This window comes from Pseudomonas sp. KBS0710 (assembly GCF_005938045.2).
Taxonomy (GTDB): Bacteria; Pseudomonadota; Gammaproteobacteria; order Pseudomonadales; family Pseudomonadaceae; genus Aquipseudomonas.
Genome location: NZ_VCCF02000001.1, coordinates 3,758,258 through 3,779,214 on the forward strand (window position 1 = coordinate 3,758,258; position 20,957 = coordinate 3,779,214).

Consider the following 20,957-nt stretch of genomic DNA (forward strand, 5'->3'; position numbering starts at 1 on the left):
ATGGGCGGCTATCCGTAATTATCAAGGCCGTGCCGTGTATCTGGGCCCTCCTCCTCGCTCATCTCTGTTGCTGATGTTGCTGTGCAGCACACCTGCGCTGGCTGATGACCTGTTCCTCGACAGCCAGCCACTGCCGCAGGTGTTGACCGCCACACGCCTCAAGCAATCGGCCGCGGCCGTGCCCGGCAGCATGACGGTGATCGACAGCGAGCTGATCAAGGCCAGCGGCGCGCGCGACATCGCCGAGCTGCTGCGGCTGGTGCCGGGGATGATGGTCGGCTACACCACCGGCAACCAGGCGTCGGTGAACTACCACGGCACCAGCGCCAGCGACGCGCGGCGCATGCAGGTGTTGATCGACGGGCGCTCGGTGTACCGCGCGGGCCTGGCCACCTTGGACTGGAGCGACATCCCGGTGGCCATGGAAGATATCGAGCGCATTGAAGTGTTCCGTGGCCCCAACACCGTCAGCTACGGCGCCAACGCGCTGATGGCGGTGGTCAATATTCTTACGCGCTCACCGGCCAACAGCCACGGCTCGCGGGTCAAGGTTATCCGTGGCCAGCGCGGCATCAACGACTATTACGCCAGCCAGGGCGTGGGTTGGGAAACCGGTGACTTGCGCCTGTCCTTGTCCGGCCAGCAGGACGATGGCTTTGACAGCACCGCCGTCGGCGCCGACCATCGCGACAGCCGCCGCCTCAACCGCTTCAGCCTGGCGGTGAGCCAGGCCCTGAACGCGCAGCAGAGTCTCGACTGGCAATTTGACGCCAAGGAAGGCACCAACCAGCGTCCATATACCTACATGCCGGTGTTTGCCGGGATTACCGAAGGCGGCACCAATTCCGATGTCGTCGCCAGGGACTATGCCGGGTCATTGCGCTGGAACTTCGATTTCAACCCCGAACACAGCTTGTACATTCAGGGCTCAGCCCAGCAATGGGACCGCCAGCAGGTCTGGAAAGCCTGTGACGCCAAGGTCTCGTTCAGCCCGGAGCTGACCCGGTTGTGGCAGTTGAACCCCAACTATGCCGAACAGCTGGCGCGGCACATGGACACCTACAGCCAGGGCGTCGCACCACCCGGCAGTGCCGCCGAACAAACGCTGGGCAACCAGGTACTGGACCAGTGGCGCAACGGCGCCAACCAGAGCGTCTGCGGCGACATTGACCAAAGCACCCGCGAGAGCCGCTACGACCTGGAGATTCAGGACACCCTGAGCCTGTCCGACAGCCTGCGCCTGGTCAGCGGCATGAACTACCGTTACGACCGCGCCGACTCCGACACCTATTTCAATGGCACCCTCGACGACACTACCTGGCGTTTGTTCGGCCATCTGGAATGGCGCGCCAGCGAGCACTGGCTGCTGCAAGGCGGCGCCATGTACGAAGACACCCACCTGAGCGGCAACTCGCTGACACCACGGGTGGCGGTCAACTACTTGATCAACCCGCGCCACGGCCTGCGGGCGGTGTACTCCGAGGCGATTCGCTCGCCGGACATGTTCGAGAACAACGTCAACTGGAGCTACCGCGTCACCAATTTGAGCTCCCCGGCCTACGGGCAGAACTCCGGGCAATATTTTGTGGTAACGCGGGGCCCCGGCAACCTCGATAAAGAGTTGATGCGTTCACGAGAGCTGGGCTACAACGGCTTCTTTGCCGACTTCGGGTTGAATGTCGACGTGAAACTGTTCTACGACGAAATCACCGAGATGATCAGCTCACCGCTGCGCAACAACCAATACATTGCCAGTAACGCCAACAGCGCGCGCTTCACCGGCGCCGAATCGCAGTTCGACTGGCGCATGAGCAATACCGACCGCCTGCGCCTGACCTATGCTTACGTCGACGCCGCTTCCAGCAACCCGCTGGACAAGGCGCAAACCGCACGCAACAGCGGCTCGGCCGGGTGGCTGCGCGAGTGGGGCCACGGCTGGTCCAGTGCGCTGTTCTACTATGGCGACGATGCGCTCAACCAATATCGCTTCGAACGGGTCGACCTGCGGGTGGCCAAGCGCATTGCCCTGGGCAAAGCCAATGTGGAGCTGGCCGGCATGTTGCAACAACGCCTCGATAACCAGCCCACCACCTGGGCCGATAACAACTACGACAGTCGCCATGTCCTGTACTTCAGCGCGGAGCTGGAATTCTGACATGGGCGCTCAGTCACGGATGACCCCCTTCTTTATCTTTCGGCTCTGGCGCCGCGCCTTGCTGCTGGTGTGCCTGTTGCTGACCGCGCCGGCGTGGAGCGCCGATATCCTGTTGACCGCCGCCGAAGACGGTGCCGGCGTTCAGGCCTTTACCCAAGCCCTCGCCCAGCAGCGCCCCGCAGACCACGTCAGCTTTGCCCCGCTCAAAGACTTGCCCGCGCCGAGCCAGTTACCGCCCGGCACACGCCTGATCCTGCTGGACTTGCCCGGCCTCGACTGGCGCCTGCAGGATGACCAGGGCCCACCGACCCTGGTGTTGCGCATCAGCCGCCTGCAAGCGCGCCAGCGCCTGGGCAGCACCCACCCGGCAAAAATCAGCCTGTTGTGGAGCGACCCGCCGCTGGCGCGCCAGCTCAGCCTGATCGCCAACATCCTGCCGCAGGCCCAACGCGTCGGTGTGCTCTATGGCGCCGACAGTGAGTTTCTACTGCCGGAGTTGCGCGAGCATGCAGTGCCCATGGGCCTGCAAATCGTGCCGCAGCGCTGGGACAACATCAACGACAGCCGCCCGCTGCAAAACCTGCTCAAGAACAGTGACGTGCTGCTCGGCCTCGACGACCCGCAGTTATACAACCCGAAAACCGTGAAGAACCTGTTGCTCAGCAGCTACGCCCAGCAACTGCCGCTGGTGGGGCCCAACGCCGGGTTCGTCAAGGCCGGCAGCCTGGCCAGTACCTACAGCGACCAGGCCGACTGGCTGGCGGTGCTCGACCGCCTGCTGGATCATCCGCCCGCCAACTGGCCACGCAGCCTGTACCCGCAACACTTCAAAGTCGTGGGCAACCCGCAGGTCGCGCGTTCACTGGGGATCGAACAGGTGGACGAAGCCGCCGTCGCCGCCCGTTTGGCCGAAGGAGAAAAACGCCCATGACCTTGCGCCGTCGTTGGGACATCAACACCCGCACCCAGCTCATCACCCTGGGCCCGGCGCTGTTGCTGACCTTGCTGTTGATCAGCTTCTTTACCTTCGTGCGTATCCAGGACTTGCGCCAGGAACTGGACCACACCGGCCAGTTGATCGCCAACCAACTGGCCCCGGCCACCGAATACGGGGTGATTTCCGGTAACAACGACGTGCTCGAAAGCCTGTTGCGTGCCACGCTGGCCACCCCGCATGTGCGCTTTCTGGAGATTCAGGACAGCACCGAGAACATCCTGGTGTACGTCGAGCAACCGTCGGAGAAACACGACCGTTCGCTGTCGGTGAAAGTGTTCCAGGCGCCCATTCGCTTGCAGCATATCCAGCTGGGCAATGACTTTTTCCAGGACAACCTCAACGAACCCAAGGCGGCGCGTGCCGATTACCTGGGCCGGGTGATCGTCGGCATGTCCAACGACGCCTTCAGCCAGCGCCAGCAGGAGATTCTGTTCAAGGCCGGGATCCTTGCGCTGTTCGCCCTGCTGTTTACCTTCCTGCTCGCACGGCGCCTGGCCGCGAGCCTGTCGCAACCGATCAGCGCCATGGGCCACGCGGTAAAAGCCATCCAGCAAGGCGACTACAAGACGCCGCTGCCGATTGTCGATGACTCGGAGCTGGGCGACTTGTCGCGGCATATCAACAACCTCGCCGAAGGCCTTAACCAGGCCAGCCGCGAACAACACCAGGCCATGGCCCAGTTGATCCAGACCCGCGAAGAAGCCGAACGGGCCAACAATGCCAAGTCGGACTTCCTGGCAATGATGAGCCACGAGCTGCGCACGCCCATGAACGGCGTGCTGGGCATGCTGCAACTGCTGGAAACCACCGAGATGACCGAGGAGCAGACCGAGTATGCGGCGCTGGCTTCGGAGTCCACCGAGCACCTGCTTAAAGTCATCAACGACATCCTCGACTTCTCCCGCATCGAACGCGCCGCGCTGGAGCTGGAACATATCCCCTTCAACCTCGCGGACTTGATCAGCAGTTGCGCCCAAGCCTTCCAGCACAGCGCCCAACAGCGCGGGTTGAGCCTGGAAGTGCCGATTCCGCTGGGCATGGACGCCCTGCGCGTGCAGGGTGACCCGACCCGTATCCGCCAAATCCTGGTGAACCTGATCGGTAACGCGCTCAAGTTCACCGAGCAAGGCAGCGTCACTGTCGAGCCGCATTGGCAAACCCTCGACCATGAACTGGTGTGGTTCACCTGCACGGTGCGCGACAGCGGCATCGGGATTTCCGCCGAACGCCTGGAGCTGATGTTCGATGCGTTCCAGCAGGCGGACAGTTCCATTTCAAGACGTTACGGCGGCACCGGCCTGGGCCTGCCCATTGCCCGCACGCTGGCCGAACGTATGGGCGGCACGCTGCGCGCGCAGAGCCAGGAAGGTCGTGGTTCGGTGTTTACCCTGGAAATCCCACTGGCCATCGACCAGCACAGCGTGCCTGCAATCGCCCTTAACGCCGAGGGCAAGGCCAGCGCGGGTGATGGCCGCCATGTGTTGCTGGTGGAGGACAACCCGGTCAACCGCACCGTGGTCGAAGCCATGTTGCGCAGCCTGGGGTTTGAAGTGAGCCTGGCCACCGATGGCGCCGAGGCGATCCGCAGCGCAGAGAGCCTGATTTTTACCGCGATCCTGATGGATTGCCGTCTGCCGTTGATCGACGGCTACGAAGCCACTCGCCAGATTCGCCAACTGCCCGGCTGCGCCGACCTGCCGATCATCGCGCTGACGGCCAACGCGTTGCAGGGTGATCGCGAAGCCTGTCTGGCAGCCGGAATGAACGATTACCTGGCTAAGCCGTTCAAACGCACGGATTTGCAGCAAATACTGCAGCGCTGGGTGCAATAGCGCCACGCCATCAACCAACTGCGACTGGCGTGAAAGACGAAAGTGCGGCAGTCTTAGGCACCCAAACGGGCCGATAGACAGGCTCGGTTTAAAATTTCAGTGAACAAGTGTACATTGAGTGCCTTGACGCTGTGACTTTCACTACAACGCAATAGTCTATGTGTAGGCTGCCGGTATGAGGCATGAACGCTTCATTCGGTTCGGGAAGATTTACCCTGCCCTGCCGCATGGGATTATTGAGGAGCTCGCATGACCAAACAAAACGCCTTTACTCGGGAAGACCTGCTGCGCTGCAGTCGCGGTGAGCTGTTCGGCCCAGGTAACGCGCAACTGCCCGCCCCGAATATGCTGATGGTGGATCGCATCACCCATATCAGCGAAGAAGGTGGCAAGTACGGCAAAGGTGAATTGGTCGCCGAGCTGGATATCACCCCTGATCTGTGGTTCTTCGCCTGCCATTTCGAAGGCGACCCTGTGATGCCGGGCTGCCTGGGCCTTGATGCCATGTGGCAACTGGTCGGTTTCTACCTGGGCTGGCAAGGCCTTCCAGGTCGCGGCCGTGCCCTGGGTTCGGGCGAAGTGAAGTTCTTTGGCCAGGTCCTGCCGACCGCCAAGAAAGTCACCTACAACATTCAAATCAAGCGCGTCCTCAAGGGCAAGCTGAACCTCGCTATCGCCGACGGTTCGGTGACTGTCGACGGTCGCGAGATCTATACTGCCGAAGGCCTTCGGGTCGGCGTATTCACTTCCACTGACAACTTTTAAGGGTTATCCGCATGCGCCGCGTCGTTATCACTGGTCTGGGCATCGTTTCTTGCCTGGGCAATGACAAAGAGACCGTCACCGCTAACCTGCGTGCAAGTCGCCCTGGCATCCGCTTCAACCCGGAATATGCCGAAATGGGTCTGCGTAGCCAGGTTTCCGGCTCCATCGACCTGCCCCTCGAAAAACTGATTGATCGCAAGATCTATCGCTTCGTCGGCCACGCTGCCGCCTACGCCTACCTGGCCATGAAAGACGCCATCGCCGACTCCGGCTTGAGCGAAGACCAGGTTTCGAACGTACGCACCGGCCTGATCGCCGGCTCCGGCGGCGCATCGACCCTCAACCAGATGGAAGCGCTGGACATCCTGCGCACAAAAGGCGTGAAGCAGGTTGGCCCGTACCGTGTAACACGGACCATGGGCAGCACTGTTTCGGCCTGCCTGGCCACGCCGTTTGCAATCAAGGGCGTGAACTACTCGATCTCCTCCGCCTGCGCCACCAGTGCTCATTGCATCGGTACTGCGGTCGAGCAGATCCAGTTGGGTAAGCAGGACATCGTCTTCGCCGGCGGCGGCGAAGAAGAACATTGGAGCCAGTCGTTCCTGTTCGACGCCATGGGCGCGCTGTCCACCAAGTACAACGAAACCCCGGAAAAGGCCTCCCGCGCCTACGACGCCAAGCGTGACGGTTTCGTCATCGCCGGCGGTGGCGGCATGGTGGTGGTCGAGGAGCTGGAACATGCTCTGGCCCGTGGTGCAAAAATCTACGCGGAAATCGTCGGCTACGGCGCTACTTCCGACGGCTACGACATGGTTGCGCCAAGCGGCGAAGGCGCCATCCGTTGCATGCAGATGGCCATGTCCACCGTGGACACCCCAATCGACTACCTGAACACCCACGGCACTTCGACTCCGGTCGGCGATGCCAAGGAAATGGAAGGTGTGCGTGCGGTATTCGGTGACAAGGCTCCCGCCATCAGCTCCACCAAGAGCCTGTCGGGTCACTCCCTGGGCGCCGCCGGCGTTCATGAGGCGATCTACTGCCTGCTGATGATGGAAGGCAACTTCATGGCCGGCTCGGCCAACATCGACGAGATCGACCCGGTCGTCGCCGATATGCCGATCCTGACCAAGACCGTTGAAAACGCAAAAATCGACACCGTGATGAGCAACAGCTTCGGCTTCGGTGGCACCAACGCCACTCTGGTACTGAAACGCTGGCAGGGCAAGTAAGCCCCGCAGGTTGATCACCTGAAAAAGCCCCGACTGGTTCGGGGCTTTTTTGTGGGCAATGGAATGAGACCGAGTCGCCTGCTTCGCGAGCAAGTCGGTCTCACGCCCTACACCGAAAACCGCGCCACCATGGTATTCAGGTCCACCGCCAACCGCGACAACTCCTGGCTCGCCGCACTGGTCTGGTTAGCGCCCGTCGACGTCTGATGCGCCAGGTCGCGAATATTCATCAAGTTGCGATCCACCTCCCGCGCCACCGCCGCCTGCTGCTCCGAGGCACTGGCGATCACCAGGTTGCGCTCGTTGATCAAGGTAAAGGCCGACGCAATCTCCTCCAACGCCGTGCCCGCCGACTTGGCAATCTCCAGCGTAGAGCGCGCGCGCGTATTGCTCTGCTGCATTGAACTGACGGCCTGATCCGTGCCCTGCTGAATCCCGCTGATCATCGTCTCGATTTCCTGGGTCGACTGCTGTGTGCGATGGGCCAAGGCCCGCACCTCATCGGCCACCACCGCAAAGCCACGCCCCGCATCCCCAGCCCGCGCCGCCTCAATCGCGGCATTCAGCGCCAGCAAGTTAGTCTGCTCGGCAATCGAGCGAATCACATCCAACACCTTGCTGATGCCATAAACCTTCTGCGCCAAGTCCTCCACCTGGGTCGCGTTGGAGGTGACGTCATCGGCCAGCGCTTCAATCGACACCACGGTTTGATGCACCTGCTCGCGCCCATGCTGGGCAATGCGGTCAGACTCGCGGGACGCCTGGGATGTGGCCACCGCATTGCTCGCCACCTCCTCCACCGCTGCGGTCATCTGGTTGACCGCCGTGGCGGCCTGTTCGATTTCCTGGTTCTGCTGGTGCAAGCCACGGGTCGCGTCTTCAGTCACACAACTGAGTTCTTCAGAAGCCGAGGCTAATTGGTTCGAAGACTCGGCAATCCGTCGGATGGTGTCGCGCAGGTTCTCCTGCATGCCCTTGAGCGCCTGCTGCAAGCGCGCGGGCTCATCGTTGCCGGTGACGTTGATCTCACCGGTGAGGTCGCCGCCCGCCACACCCTGGGCGACTTTCAGCGACTGCGCCAGCGGCAGCACGATGCTGCGGGTCAGCCAGACCGCCAGGCCAATGGTGATCAATGCCGTGAGCACGATCATGCCGACCACCCACGTGCGCGATTGCGTGAACACGCTCTGCGCCAGGTTCGCGGCCTGGTTGGCACTGGCCTTGTTCAAAGCCACCAGGTCGTGCAAGGTCGCGGCCATCTCATCGGCCAGTTGATTCATCTCACCGTTGACGATCCTGATCGCGTCCTCCAACTGGTTGGCCCTGGAAAACCCCATCACCTGCTCCTGGCGTTGCAGGTATTGCTGTTCCTGGTTCTTGAAGCGATCAAACAGTGCACGCTCTTCGGGCAGCACGATCAGCCCTTCGTAGAGCGTCTGCGCCCGGTGCAGGCCATTTTTCAGGTCGGTGAGCTTCTGTTCGTTTTGCGTCAGCGCCTGCGGGTCGCGATTGACCAGCAGGCGCAAAGTGAGGGCGCGCACCCGCAGCAGGTCCTGGCTCATCTCCCCCACCGCCATCACGCTGGGCAGCCAGTTGTTCTCCACCTGATCGGACTGCTGACGCATATTGGCCATCTGCAACAGCGCGAAGCCGCCCAGGGCAAACACCATCAACGCCAACACGCCAAAGCCTAAGCCCGCGCGCGGGGCGATATTCAAACTACGGATACTCATGCCAGGATTCCTTCCTAATGCGCTGCATCCACCTGCAGCAGGTCTCCTCAAAGGTATCGGCCCTTTGCTCAGTTTGCGTAAGACGAAAACGCGATATCAAGGCGCATTGCAATCGCGCGAGCAGCCATTGGAAAAAACGCGGAACACTGAAGTGCCAGCATGCTCTATAACTGCATGACCTTTTCCTGCCCTTGTGAGGTTTGCCATGCCTGTTACCGTCAATACCCTGAACCACGATAACTTCCGCCATAGCGTGAACATCAACAATCACGAACTGTTCACCGACCTGCCCAAGAGCCTGGGCGGTGACGACTCGGCGCCCTCGCCCCACGACTATTTCGACGCCGCCCTGGCCTCGTGCAAGGCGCTGACCGTCAAGCTCTACGCGCAGAAAAAAGACATTCCGCTCACCGGCGTCACCGTGGAAGTCACCCACGACAGCGCCGAAGAGCAAAAAGGCAAATACAAGCTCAACGTCAAGCTGACGCTCAAGGGCGTACTCACCGACGCACAGCGCGATGAGCTGCATCGCGTCGCCGATAAGTGCCCGGTACACAAGCTGATGACCACTGCTGAAGTCACCATAGAGACAAAACTGGCCGAAGGCGCTTTCAGCCAATAGCGCCAAGCGCCCATCGAGCGGGTTATGCTCAGTAGTACTTAACCCGCTCAGACAGGGACGCCCCATGACTACCCTTACCGTGATCCGTCCGCGCGCCGAAGACGTCGAAGGCCAGCCGATCCTGCGACCACTGCCGTCACGCGAATGCCGCAGCGTCGGGCCTTTTGTGTTTTTCGACCATATGTTGTCGACCCGCTATGCGCCCGGCACTGGCATGAATATCCGCCAACACCCGCATATCGGGCTATCCACCCTCACCTATCTGTTTGAAGGCGCCCTGCAACACAAGGACAGCCTGGGCTCGGACCAGGTGGTGCAAGCCGGCGACGTCAGCTGGATGACCGCCGGCAGCGCAATTGCCCACGTCGAGCGCACGCCCGAAGCCCTCAAGGCCAGTGGTTTCAGCCTGCACGGCCTGCAAGTGTGGCTGGCCTCGCCCAAGGACCACGAGACCGGGCCGGGCCACTACAGCCATCACCCGGCGGCAAGCCTGCCGGTGAGCAATAACCTTGGCGTGCAGATTCGCCTGATTGCAGGCTCAGGCTTCTGCCTTAAATCGCCGGTGCCGGTGCTGTCGCCTACGTTGTATGCCGAGGTGCAGATGCAAACGGCCACCACCTTGCTGATCCCGGATGAGCATGATGAACGCGCGGTGTATGTGCTGGACGGCGAGGCGCAGTTGGACGGTGAGACAGTGGAGGCGCATAGCCTGGTGGTGTTGCCACGCGGGCTGGAAATGACCTTGTTTGCCGAAAGCGATTGCCACATGGTGGTGTTCGGCGGCGCGCCGCTGGATGGGCCACGGCGGATCAATTGGAACTTTGTCGCCAGCGACTCGGCAGTGATTGAACAGGCCAGGCAGCGCTGGGCGGCCGGGGATTGGCCGACGGTGCCGGGGGAGTCGGAAAGAATCGAGTTGCCTGTCAAATAGCTATCGCAGGCAAGCCAGCTCCCACATGTTAAATGTATTTACAGTTCAACGTGTGGGAGCTGGCTTGCCTGCGATGAGGCCGGAACAGGCGTTAAAGCTTTAGCCCTTGAACACTTCATCCAGCAAGTTATGCATCGACTGGAACGCACGCTTGGCCGTTTTCGCGTCGTACATCATCTTGCCCGGTACATTGGCATGCGGGTCGGTGAAGGAATGCACCGCGCCGCCGTAGCTCAGCAGCTGCCAATCCACACCGGCGGCGTCCATTTCCTGTTCAAACGCCGGCAGTTGCTCTTTCGGGACCAATGGATCGGACGCGCCGTGCAGCACCAGCACCGAACCCTTGACGTGCTTGGCACCGTCCGGGTTTTGCGTGTCGATGGTGCCGTGGAACGACACGGCAGCCTTCAACGGCGCACCGGTACGTGCCAGTTCCAGCGAGCAGAAACCGCCAAAGCAGAAACCGAAGGTCGCCAGCTTCGAGGTATCAACCGCCGCTTCGGTCTGGCTCTGCAATTGCTCAAAGGCCGCCTGCATACGCTTGAGCAGTACAGGGTTGTCATTCTTCAACGGCATCATCGCAGCGCCTGCTTCATCGCCATTCGACGGGCGTACGGTTTGCCCGTACAGGTCGGCAATCAGCACCACGTAACCTTGGCTGGCCACGCTCTTGGCGATTTCCTCGGCACCCGCACTCACACCCATCCAGTTCGGCGCCATCAGCAGGCCTGGCAGCGGGCCTTTGTGGCTGGCGTCGAACGCCAGGCGGCCCTCATAAGACTGGCCATCAATCTGATAGACCACGGAACGTACAGTGACTTGGCTCATCATTTACTCCAGTTGAGGTGCGTTAGAACGAAAAAACCCGCCGAAGCGGGTTTTTCTACAACGGTGTTAAACCGACAGTTCAACCAACAGCTTGTTCAGGCGGCGCACATACGCGGCCGGGTCTTTCAGGCTGTCACCGGCAGCCAGGGCTGCCTGGTCGAAGAGGATGTGCGACAGGTCGCCAAAACGCTCTTCGCTCTGCTCGCCATCGAGCTTCTCGATCAGCGGGTGAGCCGGGTTGAATTCGAAGATCGGCTTGGAATCCGGCACCTTCTGACCGCTGGCTTCGAGGATCTGACGCATCTGCATGCCCAGGTCCTGCTCGCCGATGGCCAGAATCGCCGGGGAATCGGTCAGGCGGTGGGAAACCCGCACTTCGCTGACGGCATCGCCCAAAGCAGTCTTGATCCGCTCAACCAGGCCTTCTTTGGCCTTGGCGACTTCTTCGGCTTCTTTCTTCTCTTCTTCGGAGTCCAGGTTACCCAGGTCCAGGTCACCACGGGCCACGTCGACGAAGGTCTTGCCGTCGAACTCGCTGAGGTAGCTCATCAGCCACTCATCGATACGGTCGGTCAACAGCAGTACTTCGATGCCTTTCTTGCGGAAGACTTCCAGGTGCGGGCTGTTCTTGACCTGGGCGTAGGTTTCGCCGGTCAGGTAGTAGATCTTGTCCTGACCTTCCTTGGCACGTGCCAGGTACTCGGCCAGCGACACAACCTGCTCGCCGTCATCACCCTGAGTCGAGGCAAAACGCAGCAGGCCGGCGATTTTTTCCTTGTTGGCGAAATCTTCTGCCGGGCCTTCTTTCATGACCTGGCCGAAGTTTTTCCAAAAGCCCTTGTATTGCTCAGGCTCGTTCTTCGCCAGTTTTTCCAGCATGTCGAGCACGCGCTTGGTCAGCGCCGACTTCATCGAGTCGATGATCGGGTCTTTCTGCAGGATTTCCCGCGACACGTTCAGCGACAGGTCGTTGGAGTCGACCACACCTTTGATGAAACGCAGGTACAGCGGCAGGAACGATTCCGCCTGGTCCATTACGAACACGCGCTGCACGTACAGCTTCAGGCCTTTTGGCGCCTCACGCTGGTACAGGTCGAACGGAGCACGGGCCGGGACGTAGAGCAGCGAGCTGTATTCCAGCTTGCCTTCGACCTTGTTATGGCTCCAGCTCAGCGGGTTCTCGTAGTCGTGAGCGATGTGCTTGTAGAACTCCTGGTATTCCTCGTCTTTGACTTCGGTACGAGGGCGGGTCCACAGGGCGCTGGCACGGTTGACCACTTCCCATTCCTGGGCAGGTTTTTCTTCACCCTCGACAGCCGCTTGTTCTTTCGGCAGTTCGATCGGCAAAGCGATGTGGTCGGAATATTTCTTGATGATATTGCGCAGGCGGTAGCCGTCGGCGAATTCATCTTCAGCGGCTTTGAGGTGCAGCACGATACGCGTGCCACGGTCAGCCTTGTCGATAGTGGCGATTTCGAACTCGCCCTCACCTTTGGAGGCCCAGTGCACGCCTTCGCTGGCGTCAAGGCCGGCACGGCGGCTGAATACTTCAACCTTGTCGGCAACGATGAAGGCCGAGTAGAAGCCCACGCCGAACTGGCCGATCAGGTGCGAATCTTTCTTCTGGTCGCCCGACAGGTTCTTCATGAAGTCTGCGGTGCCGGATTTGGCGATGGTACCCAGATGGGTAATCGCGTCTTCACGGCTCATGCCGATGCCGTTGTCTTCGAGGGTGACGGTCTTGGCGTCCTTGTCGAAGCTCACACGGATTTTCAGTTCGGCGCCACCTTCCAGCAACTCAGGCTTGGAGAGGGCTTCGAAACGTAATTTGTCGACAGCGTCAGAGGCGTTCGAGATCAATTCGCGAAGGAAGATTTCCTTGTTGGAATACAGCGAATGGATCATGAGGTGCAGCAGTTGCTTCACCTCGGTCTGGAAGCCCAGGGTTTCCTTTTGAGTTTCCACACTCATGGTCATCAAACTCCAATTGGATGGCAGTGGCCGCGCCCGAAAGGGTTGGCGGCGGGTTGTCATCAAAGTTGGGGGCTAAGACCAGGATTTCAAGGGCGCACCAATTCCTCAATTTTGAAATGTGCCCGGGCGGTGGCAATCGGCTCAGCCGCAGTGCTTTGCCAGGCGGTGATCGCCACATTCGCCACCCGTCGGCCTTGGCGCCACACCTGGCATTTGGCGTAGGTGTCGCGAAATTGCCCGGCGCGCAGGTAATCCAGGGAAAAATCGATGATTTTCGGCAAGCCCGGTGCGCCAGTAAATACCAGCAAATGTAACGCCGCCGACAGTTCCATAAACCCTGCGATCACGCCACCGTGCAGCGCCGGCAATATCGGGTTACCAATATTGTCCTTGTTGGCCGGCAGGCGAAACAGCAGTTCATCCCCCAGCCTTGAGCATTCAATGCCAATCAGCTTGGCGTAGGGCACCAGGTTGAGCAGCGCCTCATAGTCACCGCGCTCATGGGCCTGTTCGAGACGGGTCTTGAATCGGTGCGTCATGCCTGGTCTCCCTTGATGGTGCTACCCAGTCCCTGCGTGCCTTTGAGGCGCTTGCCCATGCGCATGAAGGTGCCCACCACATGGGCGATGGGCTGTTGGGGATCATCCTGGTAGGCAAAGCCGCGGGTGAAGATCACGTCGGTGGTCACCCGGTAGCATTGTGCAAAGCCATACACCGCCTTATGCGGCTCGGCGGGATGCATGTAGTCGACGCGCAAATCCAGGGTCGGGCACACCTCGAACTCCGGCAGCACGCACAGCGTGGCAATGCCGCAGGCGGTGTCCATCAATGAGGTGAGTGCACCGCCGTGAATCACGCCGGTCTGGGGGTCGCCGACGATATGCGGGCCGTAAGGCAGGGCCAGCGTCATGCCCTCCTTGCTGGCGGCATGCACGATAATGCCCAGCACCTGGCAATGGCGCAGGGCCGACACAAAGCGCGTGGCACGCTCTAACAGGGGATTTTCGGTCATGTGTGCAGACTCTTATTAGTGTGGTTTTTTACGGTGCGGGTGTGTGCGCAAAAGTTCCTGGGTGACGGCGTTTTATATATCTTTGAAACAAAAGGAACTAATGCTGGCCGTCTAAGCTCGAAAGGCCAGTAGATATATCCATAAGGAGAAACACCCCATGCGCAAGACTTTAGCTATTTCCATGATGTTGGCCGCTGCCCTCGGTCTCGCTGCCTGCGATAAGAAATCCGAAGACAAAGCCCAAGATGCTCAATCGCATGCTGAGCAAGCTCAGAAAGACATGGCCAAGGCACAGGATAAAGTGAACGACGCGGCAAAAGAAAACGCCGATGCTGCCAAAGCTCAGGCTGATGCGAACGCTGAAAAAGCCAAAGAAGACGGCACCGCTACTCCAACAGCACCTGCCAAGCCTTAATAGCTGGCCATTGCTGCAAAAAGAAAGCCCGCTTATAAAGCGGGCTTTTCTTTGTCTACAATTTAATAAAGCCGGACTAACACCTTAAGACACGGCGTCTTTAGCCAGCTCCGCCACCGGCATATCGGTCGGCGTATAAACCATCACCTGCAGTACGTCGGAATGAAACTCGCGGCGATACAGCACCAGCACCACCCCAGTGCTCATCAACATGAACAACCAAGGGCTGACAAACCAGGCCAGCATGGTCATGCCGAAGTAATACGCACGCAGGCCAAAATTGAACTGGTTGGCCGCCATCGATATCACCCGCGCCGCCCGCAGGGCAAACGCCTTGCGCTCCTGTTCCGACACATGCCGTTCACCGATCATCGGCGCCGAGCCCACCAGCACAGCGGCAAAGTTGTATTGGCGCATGCACCAGCTGAAGGTGAAGAACGCGTAGACGAATACCAGCGCCAGGCACAGCAGCTTGATTTCCGACATGCCCTGGGAAACCTGCTGCACCATGGGAATGTCTGCCAGCAAGGATACCGCCCGCTCGGACGCGCCCAACACAGTGAGAATACCGGCGAGAATAATCAACGTACTGGAAGCGAAGAACGAGGCGTTGCGCTCCAGGTTGCCGATCACACTGGCGTCGGCAATTCGGTTGTCGCGCAGCAGCATGCGGCGCATCCAGTCTTCGCGATACAGGTGCAGCACGCTGGCCAGGCAGGCGGTGTCACGGGCTTTCCAGCTGGCATAGCGGGTGTAGCCACCCCAGCACAGGGCGAACCAGAAGGCGGCCAGCAGGTGGATTTGATTGGTTTCGATGAACGACATGCAGGGCCTTGTATACGATGATTAAAGACAAACACGGTTAAAAATGTGGGAGCTGGCTTGCCTGCGATGGCGGTGGATCAGGCGACACAGCAGTGACTGAACCGACGCCATCGCAGGCAAGCCAGCTCCCACATTGACCGAACTCCAACTTTAGAGCGTTGTGGTCTTGCAGGCATAAAAAATGCCCCGTATCGATTGATACGGGGCATTTCAGTACAGCGTGAAACCGCGTGTCAGGCGATGGCTTCGCTACGCTTGCCGAGCATACGGTCAACCACTACCGCCACGCCCAGCGTCATCACCGACGGCACCAGCCAGGCCAAACCTTGCTCGCTCAGCGGCAGGTGCGCCAACTGCGCAGGCATCCAATCGGCAAGGCCAGCGCCCTTGAGCGCGTCGATGCAACCAAAGATGAACGACACCAGCATCACCGGGCCAACAATGCGGCCCTGTTCCTGCCAGAAGTCTTTGCAGAAGCTCAGGGCCACCAGCACGATGCACGGCGGGTAGATCGCGGTGAGTACCGGGATCGAGAAGGCAATCAGCTTGGTCAGGCCCAGGTTGGACACGAACAGCGAGAACAGCGCCAGGATCACCACCAGCGTCTTGTAAGACAGTGGCAGCACTTTGCTGAAGTACTCGGCGCAAGCGCAGGTCAGGCCCACGGCGGTGACCAGGCACGCCAGGGAGATCAGCACGGCAAGGAAGCCGCTGCCCAGGGAGCCGAAGGTGTGTTGCACGTAAGCGTGCAGCACTGCTGCGCCATTGCTGGCACCGGCCGCCACTGCGTGGCTGCCCGAACCCAGGCGGAACAGGCTGATGTACACCAGCGCCAGGCCCACGCCGGCAATCAGGCCGGCAATGATCGCATAGCGAGTGATCAGCGTTGGCGACTCAACACCACGGGAGCGAATCGCGTTGACGATGACGATGCCGAATACCAGCGCGCCGAGGGTATCCATGGTCAGGTAACCATTGATAAAGCCTTGGGAGAACGGTGCAGCCACGTATTCCGGGGTAGCAACACCGACATCACCGGCCGGCAAGGCAAACGCAGCGATGCCAAGCACGGCCAGGGCGATGATCTTCAACGGTGCCAGGAATCGACCCACGGTGTCCAACAGACGGCCTGGGTACAAGGAAATGAAGAACACCAGCAGGAAGTACACAGAGCTGTAGAGGAACAACGCCAGCGGGCTCTCGCCGGTCAGCGGCGCCAGGCCGACTTCAAACGAAACGGTCGCGGTGCGCGGGGTGGCGAACAGTGGGCCTACCGCCAGGTACGCCGCCGCCGCCAGCAAGCCACCGGCAATCTTGCCGATCGGGCTGCTCAATGCGTCCATGCCGCCGCCGACTTTGGCCAGCGCGATCACGGTGACCACCGGCAAGCCGACTGCGGTGATCAGGAAGCCCAGCGCTGCCATCCAGACGTGAGGCCCGGACTGCAAACCAACGATAGGCGGGAAGATGATGTTGCCGGCGCCCACGAACAGGGCAAAAGTCATAAAGCCTAACGCCAGGATGTCCTGGCTTTTCAACACTTTCATTTCAGGAAATACCACACTACTGAATCGGAATTTAGAGAGGGATTCCCTGTGGATGAGGGAACTGCTGCCGGCCCTGATGGGGACCGACCGGTCTAGCGCGCAGCTTCCTTTTGGGAGGCGGACGCATAAAGAGGCGGCTAGAGTACAGAATTAAGCCGACAAACGCACTGTTGCGGGGCGGACTGTCCGATAAGCGACATTCAAATGTCGCGTTTTCGTACTTAATTTGGCAAGCCCTCTCCCACATTTTGATCTTCACCAACCTCCAGAATGCACAAAGGCCACCCGAAGGTGGCCTTTGTGTGGTGAAGCGTCAGCTAAGCGCGAGGCTTACTTGACAGCCCAACCCGTCAGCTCAGCCAGGGCTTTGCCGATGTCTGCCAGCGAACGTACGGTTTTAACACCTGCAGCTTCAAGGGCAGCAAACTTTTCGTCTGCAGTACCCTTGCCGCCAGAGATGATTGCGCCAGCATGGCCCATGCGCTTGCCCGCAGGAGCAGTCACACCAGCGATGTAGGAAACAACCGGCTTGGTCACGTGGGCCTTGATGTAGGCAGCCGCTTCTTCTTCAGCCGAACCGCCGATCTCACCGATCATCACGATCGCTTCGGTCTTCGGGTCTTCCTGGAACAGCTTCAGGATATCGATGAAGTTCGAACCCGGGATCGGGTCACCGCCGATGCCAACGCAAGTCGACTGACCGAAACCGGCGTCAGTAGTCTGCTTCACAGCTTCGTACGTCAGGGTGCCGGAACGCGAAACGATACCGACTTTACCTGGCAAGTGAATGTCACCCGGCATGATGCCGATCTTGCATTCGCCTGGGGTGATCACACCTGGGCAGTTAGGGCCGATCAGGACTACGCCCAGTTCGTCGCACTTAACTTTAGCGTCCAGCATGTCCAGGGTAGGAATGCCTTCAGTGATGCAAACGATCAGCTTGATGCCGCCGAATGCCGCTTCCAGGATGGAATCTTTGCAGAAAGGAGCTGGAACGTAGATCACGCTGGCGGTGGCGCCAGTTTTTTCTACCGCTTCTTTCACGGTGTTGAACACTGGCAGACCCAGGTGCTCGGTGCCGCCTTTACCAGGCGTAACACCACCCACCATCTTGGTGCCGTATTCGATGGCTTGCTGGGTGTGGAAACTACCTTGCGAACCGGTAATACCCTGGCAGATAACTTTGGTATCTTTATTGATCAGGACGCTCATTATTTGTCCTCCGCAGCTTTGACAACTTGTTGAGCAGCGTCGGTCAGGCTGGTAGCCGCGATGATGTTCAAACCACTTTCTGCCAGTACTTTAGCGCCCAGTTCAGCGTTGTTACCTTCAAGGCGAACAACCACCGGAACTTTAACGCCTACTTCTTTGACTGCACCGATGATGCCTTCGGCAATCATGTCGCAACGAACGATGCCGCCGAAAATATTGACCAATACTGCTGCGACGTTGGAGTCGGACAGGATGATCTTGAAGGCTTCAGTCACGCGCTCTTTGGTAGCACCGCCGCCCACATCGAGGAAGTTGGCTGGTTTGCCGCCATGCAGGTTGACGATGTCCATGGTACCCATGGCCAGGCCAGCACCGTTGACCATGCAGCCGATGTTACCTTCCAGCGCTACATAGTTCAGTTCCCACTGGGCAGCGCGTGCTTCCTGATGATCGTCTTGCGACGGGTCGTGGAAAGTCTTCAGCTTTGGCTGACGGTACATGGCGTTGGCGTCGATGTTGATCTTGGCGTCGAGGCAGTGCAGATCGCCGTCAGCCTTGATCACCAGCGGGTTCACTTCCAGCAGGGCCAGATCGTGATCCTGGAACAGTTTGGCCAGACCTACGAAGATCTTGGCGAACTGGGCAACTTGCTTGCCTTCCAGGCCCAGCTGGAAAGCCAGCTCGCGACCCTGGAATGGCTGAGCGCCAACCAGTGGATCGATAGTGGCTTTCAGAATTTTTTCTGGGGTTTCTTCGGCGATCTTCTCAATGTCCACGCCACCTTCGGTGGAAGCCATGAACACGATGCGACGGCTCGAACGGTCAACGACAGCGCCCAGGTACAGCTCTTTAGCGATATCAGTGCACGATTCAACCAGGATCTTGGAGACTGGTTGGCCATTGGCATCAGTCTGGTAAGTCACCAGACGCTGATTCAGCCACTTCGCTGCGAAGGCCTTGGCTTCTTCGCGGCTCTTAACCAGCTTGACGCCACCCGCTTTACCGCGACCACCGGCGTGGACCTGGGCTTTGACAACCCACTCACTGCCACCGATTTTGTCGCAAGCTTCTGCTGCTGCTTCCGGGGTGTCTACTGCGTAGCCCTTGGATACTGGCAGGCCGTATTCAGCGAACAGCTGCTTACCCTGATACTCGTGAAGATTCATGCTTTTTACCGTCTTCGTTAGGTACTGCGCATTCGGCGCTGCGCTCATTATGAGTGCCGCGCCACCTGTGACTGCTGCTTGCACACCTTGCGGGGCTTAACGCCCGTAAAGCTGTGCAAGGCTGCGTCCAGCGGATATTCCGCGGTGAGTCTTGCGCGCAAGGCTCACGACGGGCAACTCCGCCGTGGTTTCTTATTATCTCGCTTAGCGCTTCTTGCGGTTGGCGATGTGGATGGCGCCGCCATTCACTGCCAACGCTGCTTCGTGCAACGCTTCGGACAGGGTTGGATGGGAGAAGACCATCATGCCCAGGTCTTCGGCACTGGTGCCGAATTCCATACCGATCGCGCCTTGCTGAACCAGTTCTGCAGCGCTTGGGCCAATCACGTGGACGCCCAATACGCGGTCAGTCTTGGCATCAGCGATGACTTTGACAAAACCACCGGTGTCGTTAGCTGCCATGGCACGGCCAGAAGCGGCAAACGGGAAGGTGCCGACGTTAACTTCAACGCCTTCAGCTTTCAACTGTTGTTCGTTTTTACCGACCCATGCAATTTCCGGGTGGGTGTAGATAACCGATGGGATCAGGTCGTAGTTCATCTGGGTTTTGTGGCCCTTGATGCGCTCGACAACCATGATGCCTTCTTCGGAAGCCTTGTGCGCCAGCATCATGCCGCGAACCACGTCACCAATGGCGTACACGCCTGGCACGGTGGTAGCGCAGTGATCGTCAACGTGAATGAAGCCACGCTCGTCGATGTTCACGCCGCTGTCGGAAGCCAGCAGGTCAGCAGTCACCGGACGGCGGCCCACAGCTACGATCAGCTTGTCGAAAGTGATGGTCTGCTCGCCTTCTTTATCGGTGTAGGTCACAACGACTTCTTCGCCGTTGACCTTGGAACCGGTAACACGGGCGCCCAGCTTGATGTCCAGACCTTGTTTGGTCAGGGTTTTCAGCGCTTCTTTGGACACTGCGGTGTCAGCAGCCAGCAGGAACGTATCCAGGGCTTCCAGCACAGTCACTTCAGAACCCAGACGCGACCATACCGAACCCAGTTCCAGGCCGATTACGCCAGCGCCGATCACGCCCAGACGCTTGGGAACCGATTGGAATTCCAGGGCGCCGGTCGAATCAACGATCACGTTCTGGTCGACAGGAGCAGGCGGGATGTCGATTGGACGCGAACCTGGTGCCAGGATCACGTTCTCGGCTTCGATGACTTCAACCGAGCCGTCCGGCTTGGTGATTTCAACTTTTTTGCCGGCCAGCAGTTTGCCGTGGCCTTGCAGGGAAGTGACGCCGTTGGCCTTGAACAGGGTGGCAACGCCGGAAGTCAGGCCTTTAACGATGTTGGCTTTACGGCCGACCATTGCTGGCACGTCCATGGTCACGCCAGCATGGTTGATGCCGTGGATCGCGAAACCGTCTTGGGCTTCGTGGAATTTCCAGGAGCTGTCCAGCAGCGCCTTGGAAGGAATGCAACCGACGTTCAGGCAAGTACCGCCCAGCGCCAGTTTGCCTTCCTTGTCGGTGTATTTTTCGATGCAAGCAGTCGAGAGGCCCAGTTGTGCGGCCTTGATCGCGGCAACGTAGCCGCCAGGACCTGCACCAATCACTACAACGTCAAATTTCTGTGTCATGAAAATAGATCCTCTATTTGCGACAAGCTTCTAGCCACACGTTGCAAGCCAAGCTGCTTGTTCCTACAGC

18 protein-coding genes and 1 pseudogene are annotated in these 20,957 nt (G+C 59.5%); 8 read left to right on the forward strand and 11 right to left on the reverse strand.

The window, feature by feature from the left end; translation table 11 throughout:
* The first annotated feature begins 34 nt into the window (after nt 1–34).
* From FFI16_RS16955 to fabB, 5 genes are all read left to right on the forward strand, one after another.
* Nucleotides 35–2,155 carry a TonB-dependent receptor plug domain-containing protein gene (locus tag FFI16_RS16955; RefSeq protein ID WP_371923607.1) on the forward strand — a complete coding sequence of 707 codons (2,121 nt, stop codon included), beginning with the start codon at nt 35–37 and terminating at the stop codon, nt 2,153–2,155.
* 1 nt (nt 2,156) lies between these two features.
* Nucleotides 2,157–3,086, forward strand: coding sequence for an ABC transporter substrate-binding protein (locus FFI16_RS16960; protein ID WP_138816022.1), 930 nt, complete (start codon nt 2,157–2,159; stop codon nt 3,084–3,086).
* A complete protein-coding gene (locus FFI16_RS16965; RefSeq protein ID WP_138816023.1) occupies nt 3,083–4,984 on the forward strand; it encodes an ATP-binding protein in 1,902 nt (633 codons plus the stop codon). Before FFI16_RS16960 ends, FFI16_RS16965 begins: the two co-directional genes overlap by 4 nt.
* 249 nt (nt 4,985–5,233) lie before the next feature.
* Nucleotides 5,234–5,749: a 3-hydroxyacyl-[acyl-carrier-protein] dehydratase FabA gene (gene fabA, locus FFI16_RS16970; RefSeq protein ID WP_003210552.1), complete on the forward strand. Its 516-nt coding sequence runs from the start codon at nt 5,234–5,236 to the stop codon at nt 5,747–5,749.
* An 11-nt stretch (nt 5,750–5,760) separates the two neighbouring features.
* Nucleotides 5,761–6,981, forward strand: a complete 1,221-nt coding sequence (gene fabB / locus FFI16_RS16975) for a beta-ketoacyl-ACP synthase I (RefSeq protein ID WP_138816024.1) — start codon at nt 5,761–5,763, stop codon at nt 6,979–6,981.
* A gap of 107 nt (nt 6,982–7,088) precedes the next feature.
* On the opposite strand, the gene FFI16_RS30920 is transcribed toward fabB, so the two are convergent.
* Entirely contained in the window at nt 7,089–7,952 is an 864-nt protein-coding gene (locus tag FFI16_RS30920; protein ID WP_371923629.1) for a methyl-accepting chemotaxis protein, read from the reverse strand.
* Nucleotides 7,944–8,714, reverse strand: a pseudogene (locus tag FFI16_RS30925) (MCP four helix bundle domain-containing protein); the annotation flags it as partial. The pseudogene FFI16_RS30925 and the gene FFI16_RS30920, both read right to left, overlap by 9 nt.
* 205 nt (nt 8,715–8,919) lie before the next feature.
* Here FFI16_RS30925 and FFI16_RS16985 point away from each other — a divergent pair.
* On the forward strand, nt 8,920–9,336 hold the full coding sequence (locus tag FFI16_RS16985; RefSeq protein WP_138816026.1) for an OsmC family protein: 417 nt from the start codon (nt 8,920–8,922) through the stop codon (nt 9,334–9,336).
* Nucleotides 9,337–9,400: 64 nt separating this feature from the next.
* Nucleotides 9,401–10,267, forward strand: a complete 867-nt coding sequence (locus FFI16_RS16990) for a pirin family protein (RefSeq protein WP_138816027.1) — start codon at nt 9,401–9,403, stop codon at nt 10,265–10,267.
* Nucleotides 10,268–10,366: 99 nt separating this feature from the next.
* On the opposite strand, the gene FFI16_RS16995 is transcribed toward FFI16_RS16990, so the two are convergent.
* The 4 genes from FFI16_RS16995 to FFI16_RS17010 form a co-directional block, all read right to left on the reverse strand.
* Complete coding sequence (locus FFI16_RS16995) at nt 10,367–11,095, reverse strand: dienelactone hydrolase family protein (protein ID WP_138816028.1); 729 nt, start codon at nt 11,093–11,095, stop codon at nt 10,367–10,369.
* A 66-nt stretch (nt 11,096–11,161) separates the two neighbouring features.
* Complete coding sequence (gene htpG, locus FFI16_RS17000) at nt 11,162–13,066, reverse strand: molecular chaperone HtpG (protein WP_138816029.1); 1,905 nt, start codon at nt 13,064–13,066, stop codon at nt 11,162–11,164.
* An 89-nt stretch (nt 13,067–13,155) separates the two neighbouring features.
* Nucleotides 13,156–13,608 carry a PaaI family thioesterase gene (locus tag FFI16_RS17005; protein ID WP_017134476.1) on the reverse strand — a complete coding sequence of 151 codons (453 nt, stop codon included), beginning with the start codon at nt 13,606–13,608 and terminating at the stop codon, nt 13,156–13,158.
* Nucleotides 13,605–14,081, reverse strand: a complete 477-nt coding sequence (locus FFI16_RS17010; RefSeq protein WP_138816030.1) for a PaaI family thioesterase — start codon at nt 14,079–14,081, stop codon at nt 13,605–13,607. The genes FFI16_RS17005 and FFI16_RS17010 overlap by 4 nt, the downstream gene beginning before the upstream one ends.
* Nucleotides 14,082–14,238: 157 nt before the next feature.
* Here FFI16_RS17010 and FFI16_RS17015 point away from each other — a divergent pair, with 157 nt between their 5' ends.
* Nucleotides 14,239–14,496, forward strand: coding sequence for a hypothetical protein (locus tag FFI16_RS17015; RefSeq protein WP_056859728.1), 258 nt, complete (start codon nt 14,239–14,241; stop codon nt 14,494–14,496).
* A gap of 84 nt (nt 14,497–14,580) precedes the next feature.
* Here FFI16_RS17015 and FFI16_RS17020 read toward each other — a convergent pair whose 3' ends face one another.
* The 5 genes from FFI16_RS17020 to lpdA form a co-directional block, all read right to left on the reverse strand.
* Nucleotides 14,581–15,321: a DUF599 domain-containing protein gene (locus FFI16_RS17020; protein ID WP_138816031.1), complete on the reverse strand. Its 741-nt coding sequence runs from the start codon at nt 15,319–15,321 to the stop codon at nt 14,581–14,583.
* A 233-nt stretch (nt 15,322–15,554) separates the two neighbouring features.
* On the reverse strand, nt 15,555–16,868 hold the full coding sequence (brnQ, locus tag FFI16_RS17025; RefSeq protein WP_138816032.1) for a branched-chain amino acid transport system II carrier protein: 1,314 nt from the start codon (nt 16,866–16,868) through the stop codon (nt 15,555–15,557).
* A gap of 330 nt (nt 16,869–17,198) precedes the next feature.
* The gene (sucD, locus tag FFI16_RS17030) at nt 17,199–18,080 is read right to left on the reverse strand and encodes a succinate--CoA ligase subunit alpha (RefSeq protein WP_138816033.1); all 882 of its coding nucleotides are present in this window, start codon (nt 18,078–18,080) and stop codon (nt 17,199–17,201) included.
* On the reverse strand, nt 18,080–19,246 hold the full coding sequence (gene sucC / locus FFI16_RS17035; RefSeq protein WP_138816034.1) for an ADP-forming succinate--CoA ligase subunit beta: 1,167 nt from the start codon (nt 19,244–19,246) through the stop codon (nt 18,080–18,082). Before sucC ends, sucD begins: the two co-directional genes overlap by 1 nt.
* 204 nt (nt 19,247–19,450) lie before the next feature.
* On the reverse strand, nt 19,451–20,887 hold the full coding sequence (lpdA, locus tag FFI16_RS17040) for a dihydrolipoyl dehydrogenase (RefSeq protein ID WP_065929497.1): 1,437 nt from the start codon (nt 20,885–20,887) through the stop codon (nt 19,451–19,453).
* Between the last annotated feature and the right edge of the window lie 70 nt (nt 20,888–20,957).

Excerpts from the sequence above, each read along its gene's own strand:
- sucD (WP_138816033.1), bottom strand. The coding sequence starts at position 18,080 with ATGAGCGTCCTGATCAATAAAGATACCAAAGTTATCTGCCAGGGTATT.
- FFI16_RS17020 (WP_138816031.1), bottom strand. The coding sequence starts at position 15,321 with ATGTCGTTCATCGAAACCAATCAAATCCACCTGCTGGCCGCCTTCTGG.
- sucC (WP_138816034.1), bottom strand. The coding sequence starts at position 19,246 with ATGAATCTTCACGAGTATCAGGGTAAGCAGCTGTTCGCTGAATACGGC.
- brnQ (WP_138816032.1), bottom strand. The coding sequence starts at position 16,868 with ATGAAAGTGTTGAAAAGCCAGGACATCCTGGCGTTAGGCTTTATGACT.
- fabA (WP_003210552.1), top strand. The coding sequence starts at position 5,234 with ATGACCAAACAAAACGCCTTTACTCGGGAAGACCTGCTGCGCTGCAGT.
- FFI16_RS16990 (WP_138816027.1), top strand. The coding sequence starts at position 9,401 with ATGACTACCCTTACCGTGATCCGTCCGCGCGCCGAAGACGTCGAAGGC.
- FFI16_RS16960 (WP_138816022.1), top strand. The coding sequence starts at position 2,157 with ATGGGCGCTCAGTCACGGATGACCCCCTTCTTTATCTTTCGGCTCTGG.
- FFI16_RS30920 (WP_371923629.1), bottom strand. The coding sequence starts at position 7,952 with ATGCAGGAGAACCTGCGCGACACCATCCGACGGATTGCCGAGTCTTCG.
- FFI16_RS16985 (WP_138816026.1), top strand. The coding sequence starts at position 8,920 with ATGCCTGTTACCGTCAATACCCTGAACCACGATAACTTCCGCCATAGC.
- FFI16_RS16995 (WP_138816028.1), bottom strand. The coding sequence starts at position 11,095 with ATGAGCCAAGTCACTGTACGTTCCGTGGTCTATCAGATTGATGGCCAG.
- htpG (WP_138816029.1), bottom strand. The coding sequence starts at position 13,066 with ATGAGTGTGGAAACTCAAAAGGAAACCCTGGGCTTCCAGACCGAGGTG.
- FFI16_RS16965 (WP_138816023.1), top strand. The coding sequence starts at position 3,083 with ATGACCTTGCGCCGTCGTTGGGACATCAACACCCGCACCCAGCTCATC.
- FFI16_RS17015 (WP_056859728.1), top strand. The coding sequence starts at position 14,239 with ATGCGCAAGACTTTAGCTATTTCCATGATGTTGGCCGCTGCCCTCGGT.
- FFI16_RS17005 (WP_017134476.1), bottom strand. The coding sequence starts at position 13,608 with ATGACGCACCGATTCAAGACCCGTCTCGAACAGGCCCATGAGCGCGGT.
- lpdA (WP_065929497.1), bottom strand. The coding sequence starts at position 20,887 with ATGACACAGAAATTTGACGTTGTAGTGATTGGTGCAGGTCCTGGCGGC.
- FFI16_RS17010 (WP_138816030.1), bottom strand. The coding sequence starts at position 14,081 with ATGACCGAAAATCCCCTGTTAGAGCGTGCCACGCGCTTTGTGTCGGCC.
- fabB (WP_138816024.1), top strand. The coding sequence starts at position 5,761 with ATGCGCCGCGTCGTTATCACTGGTCTGGGCATCGTTTCTTGCCTGGGC.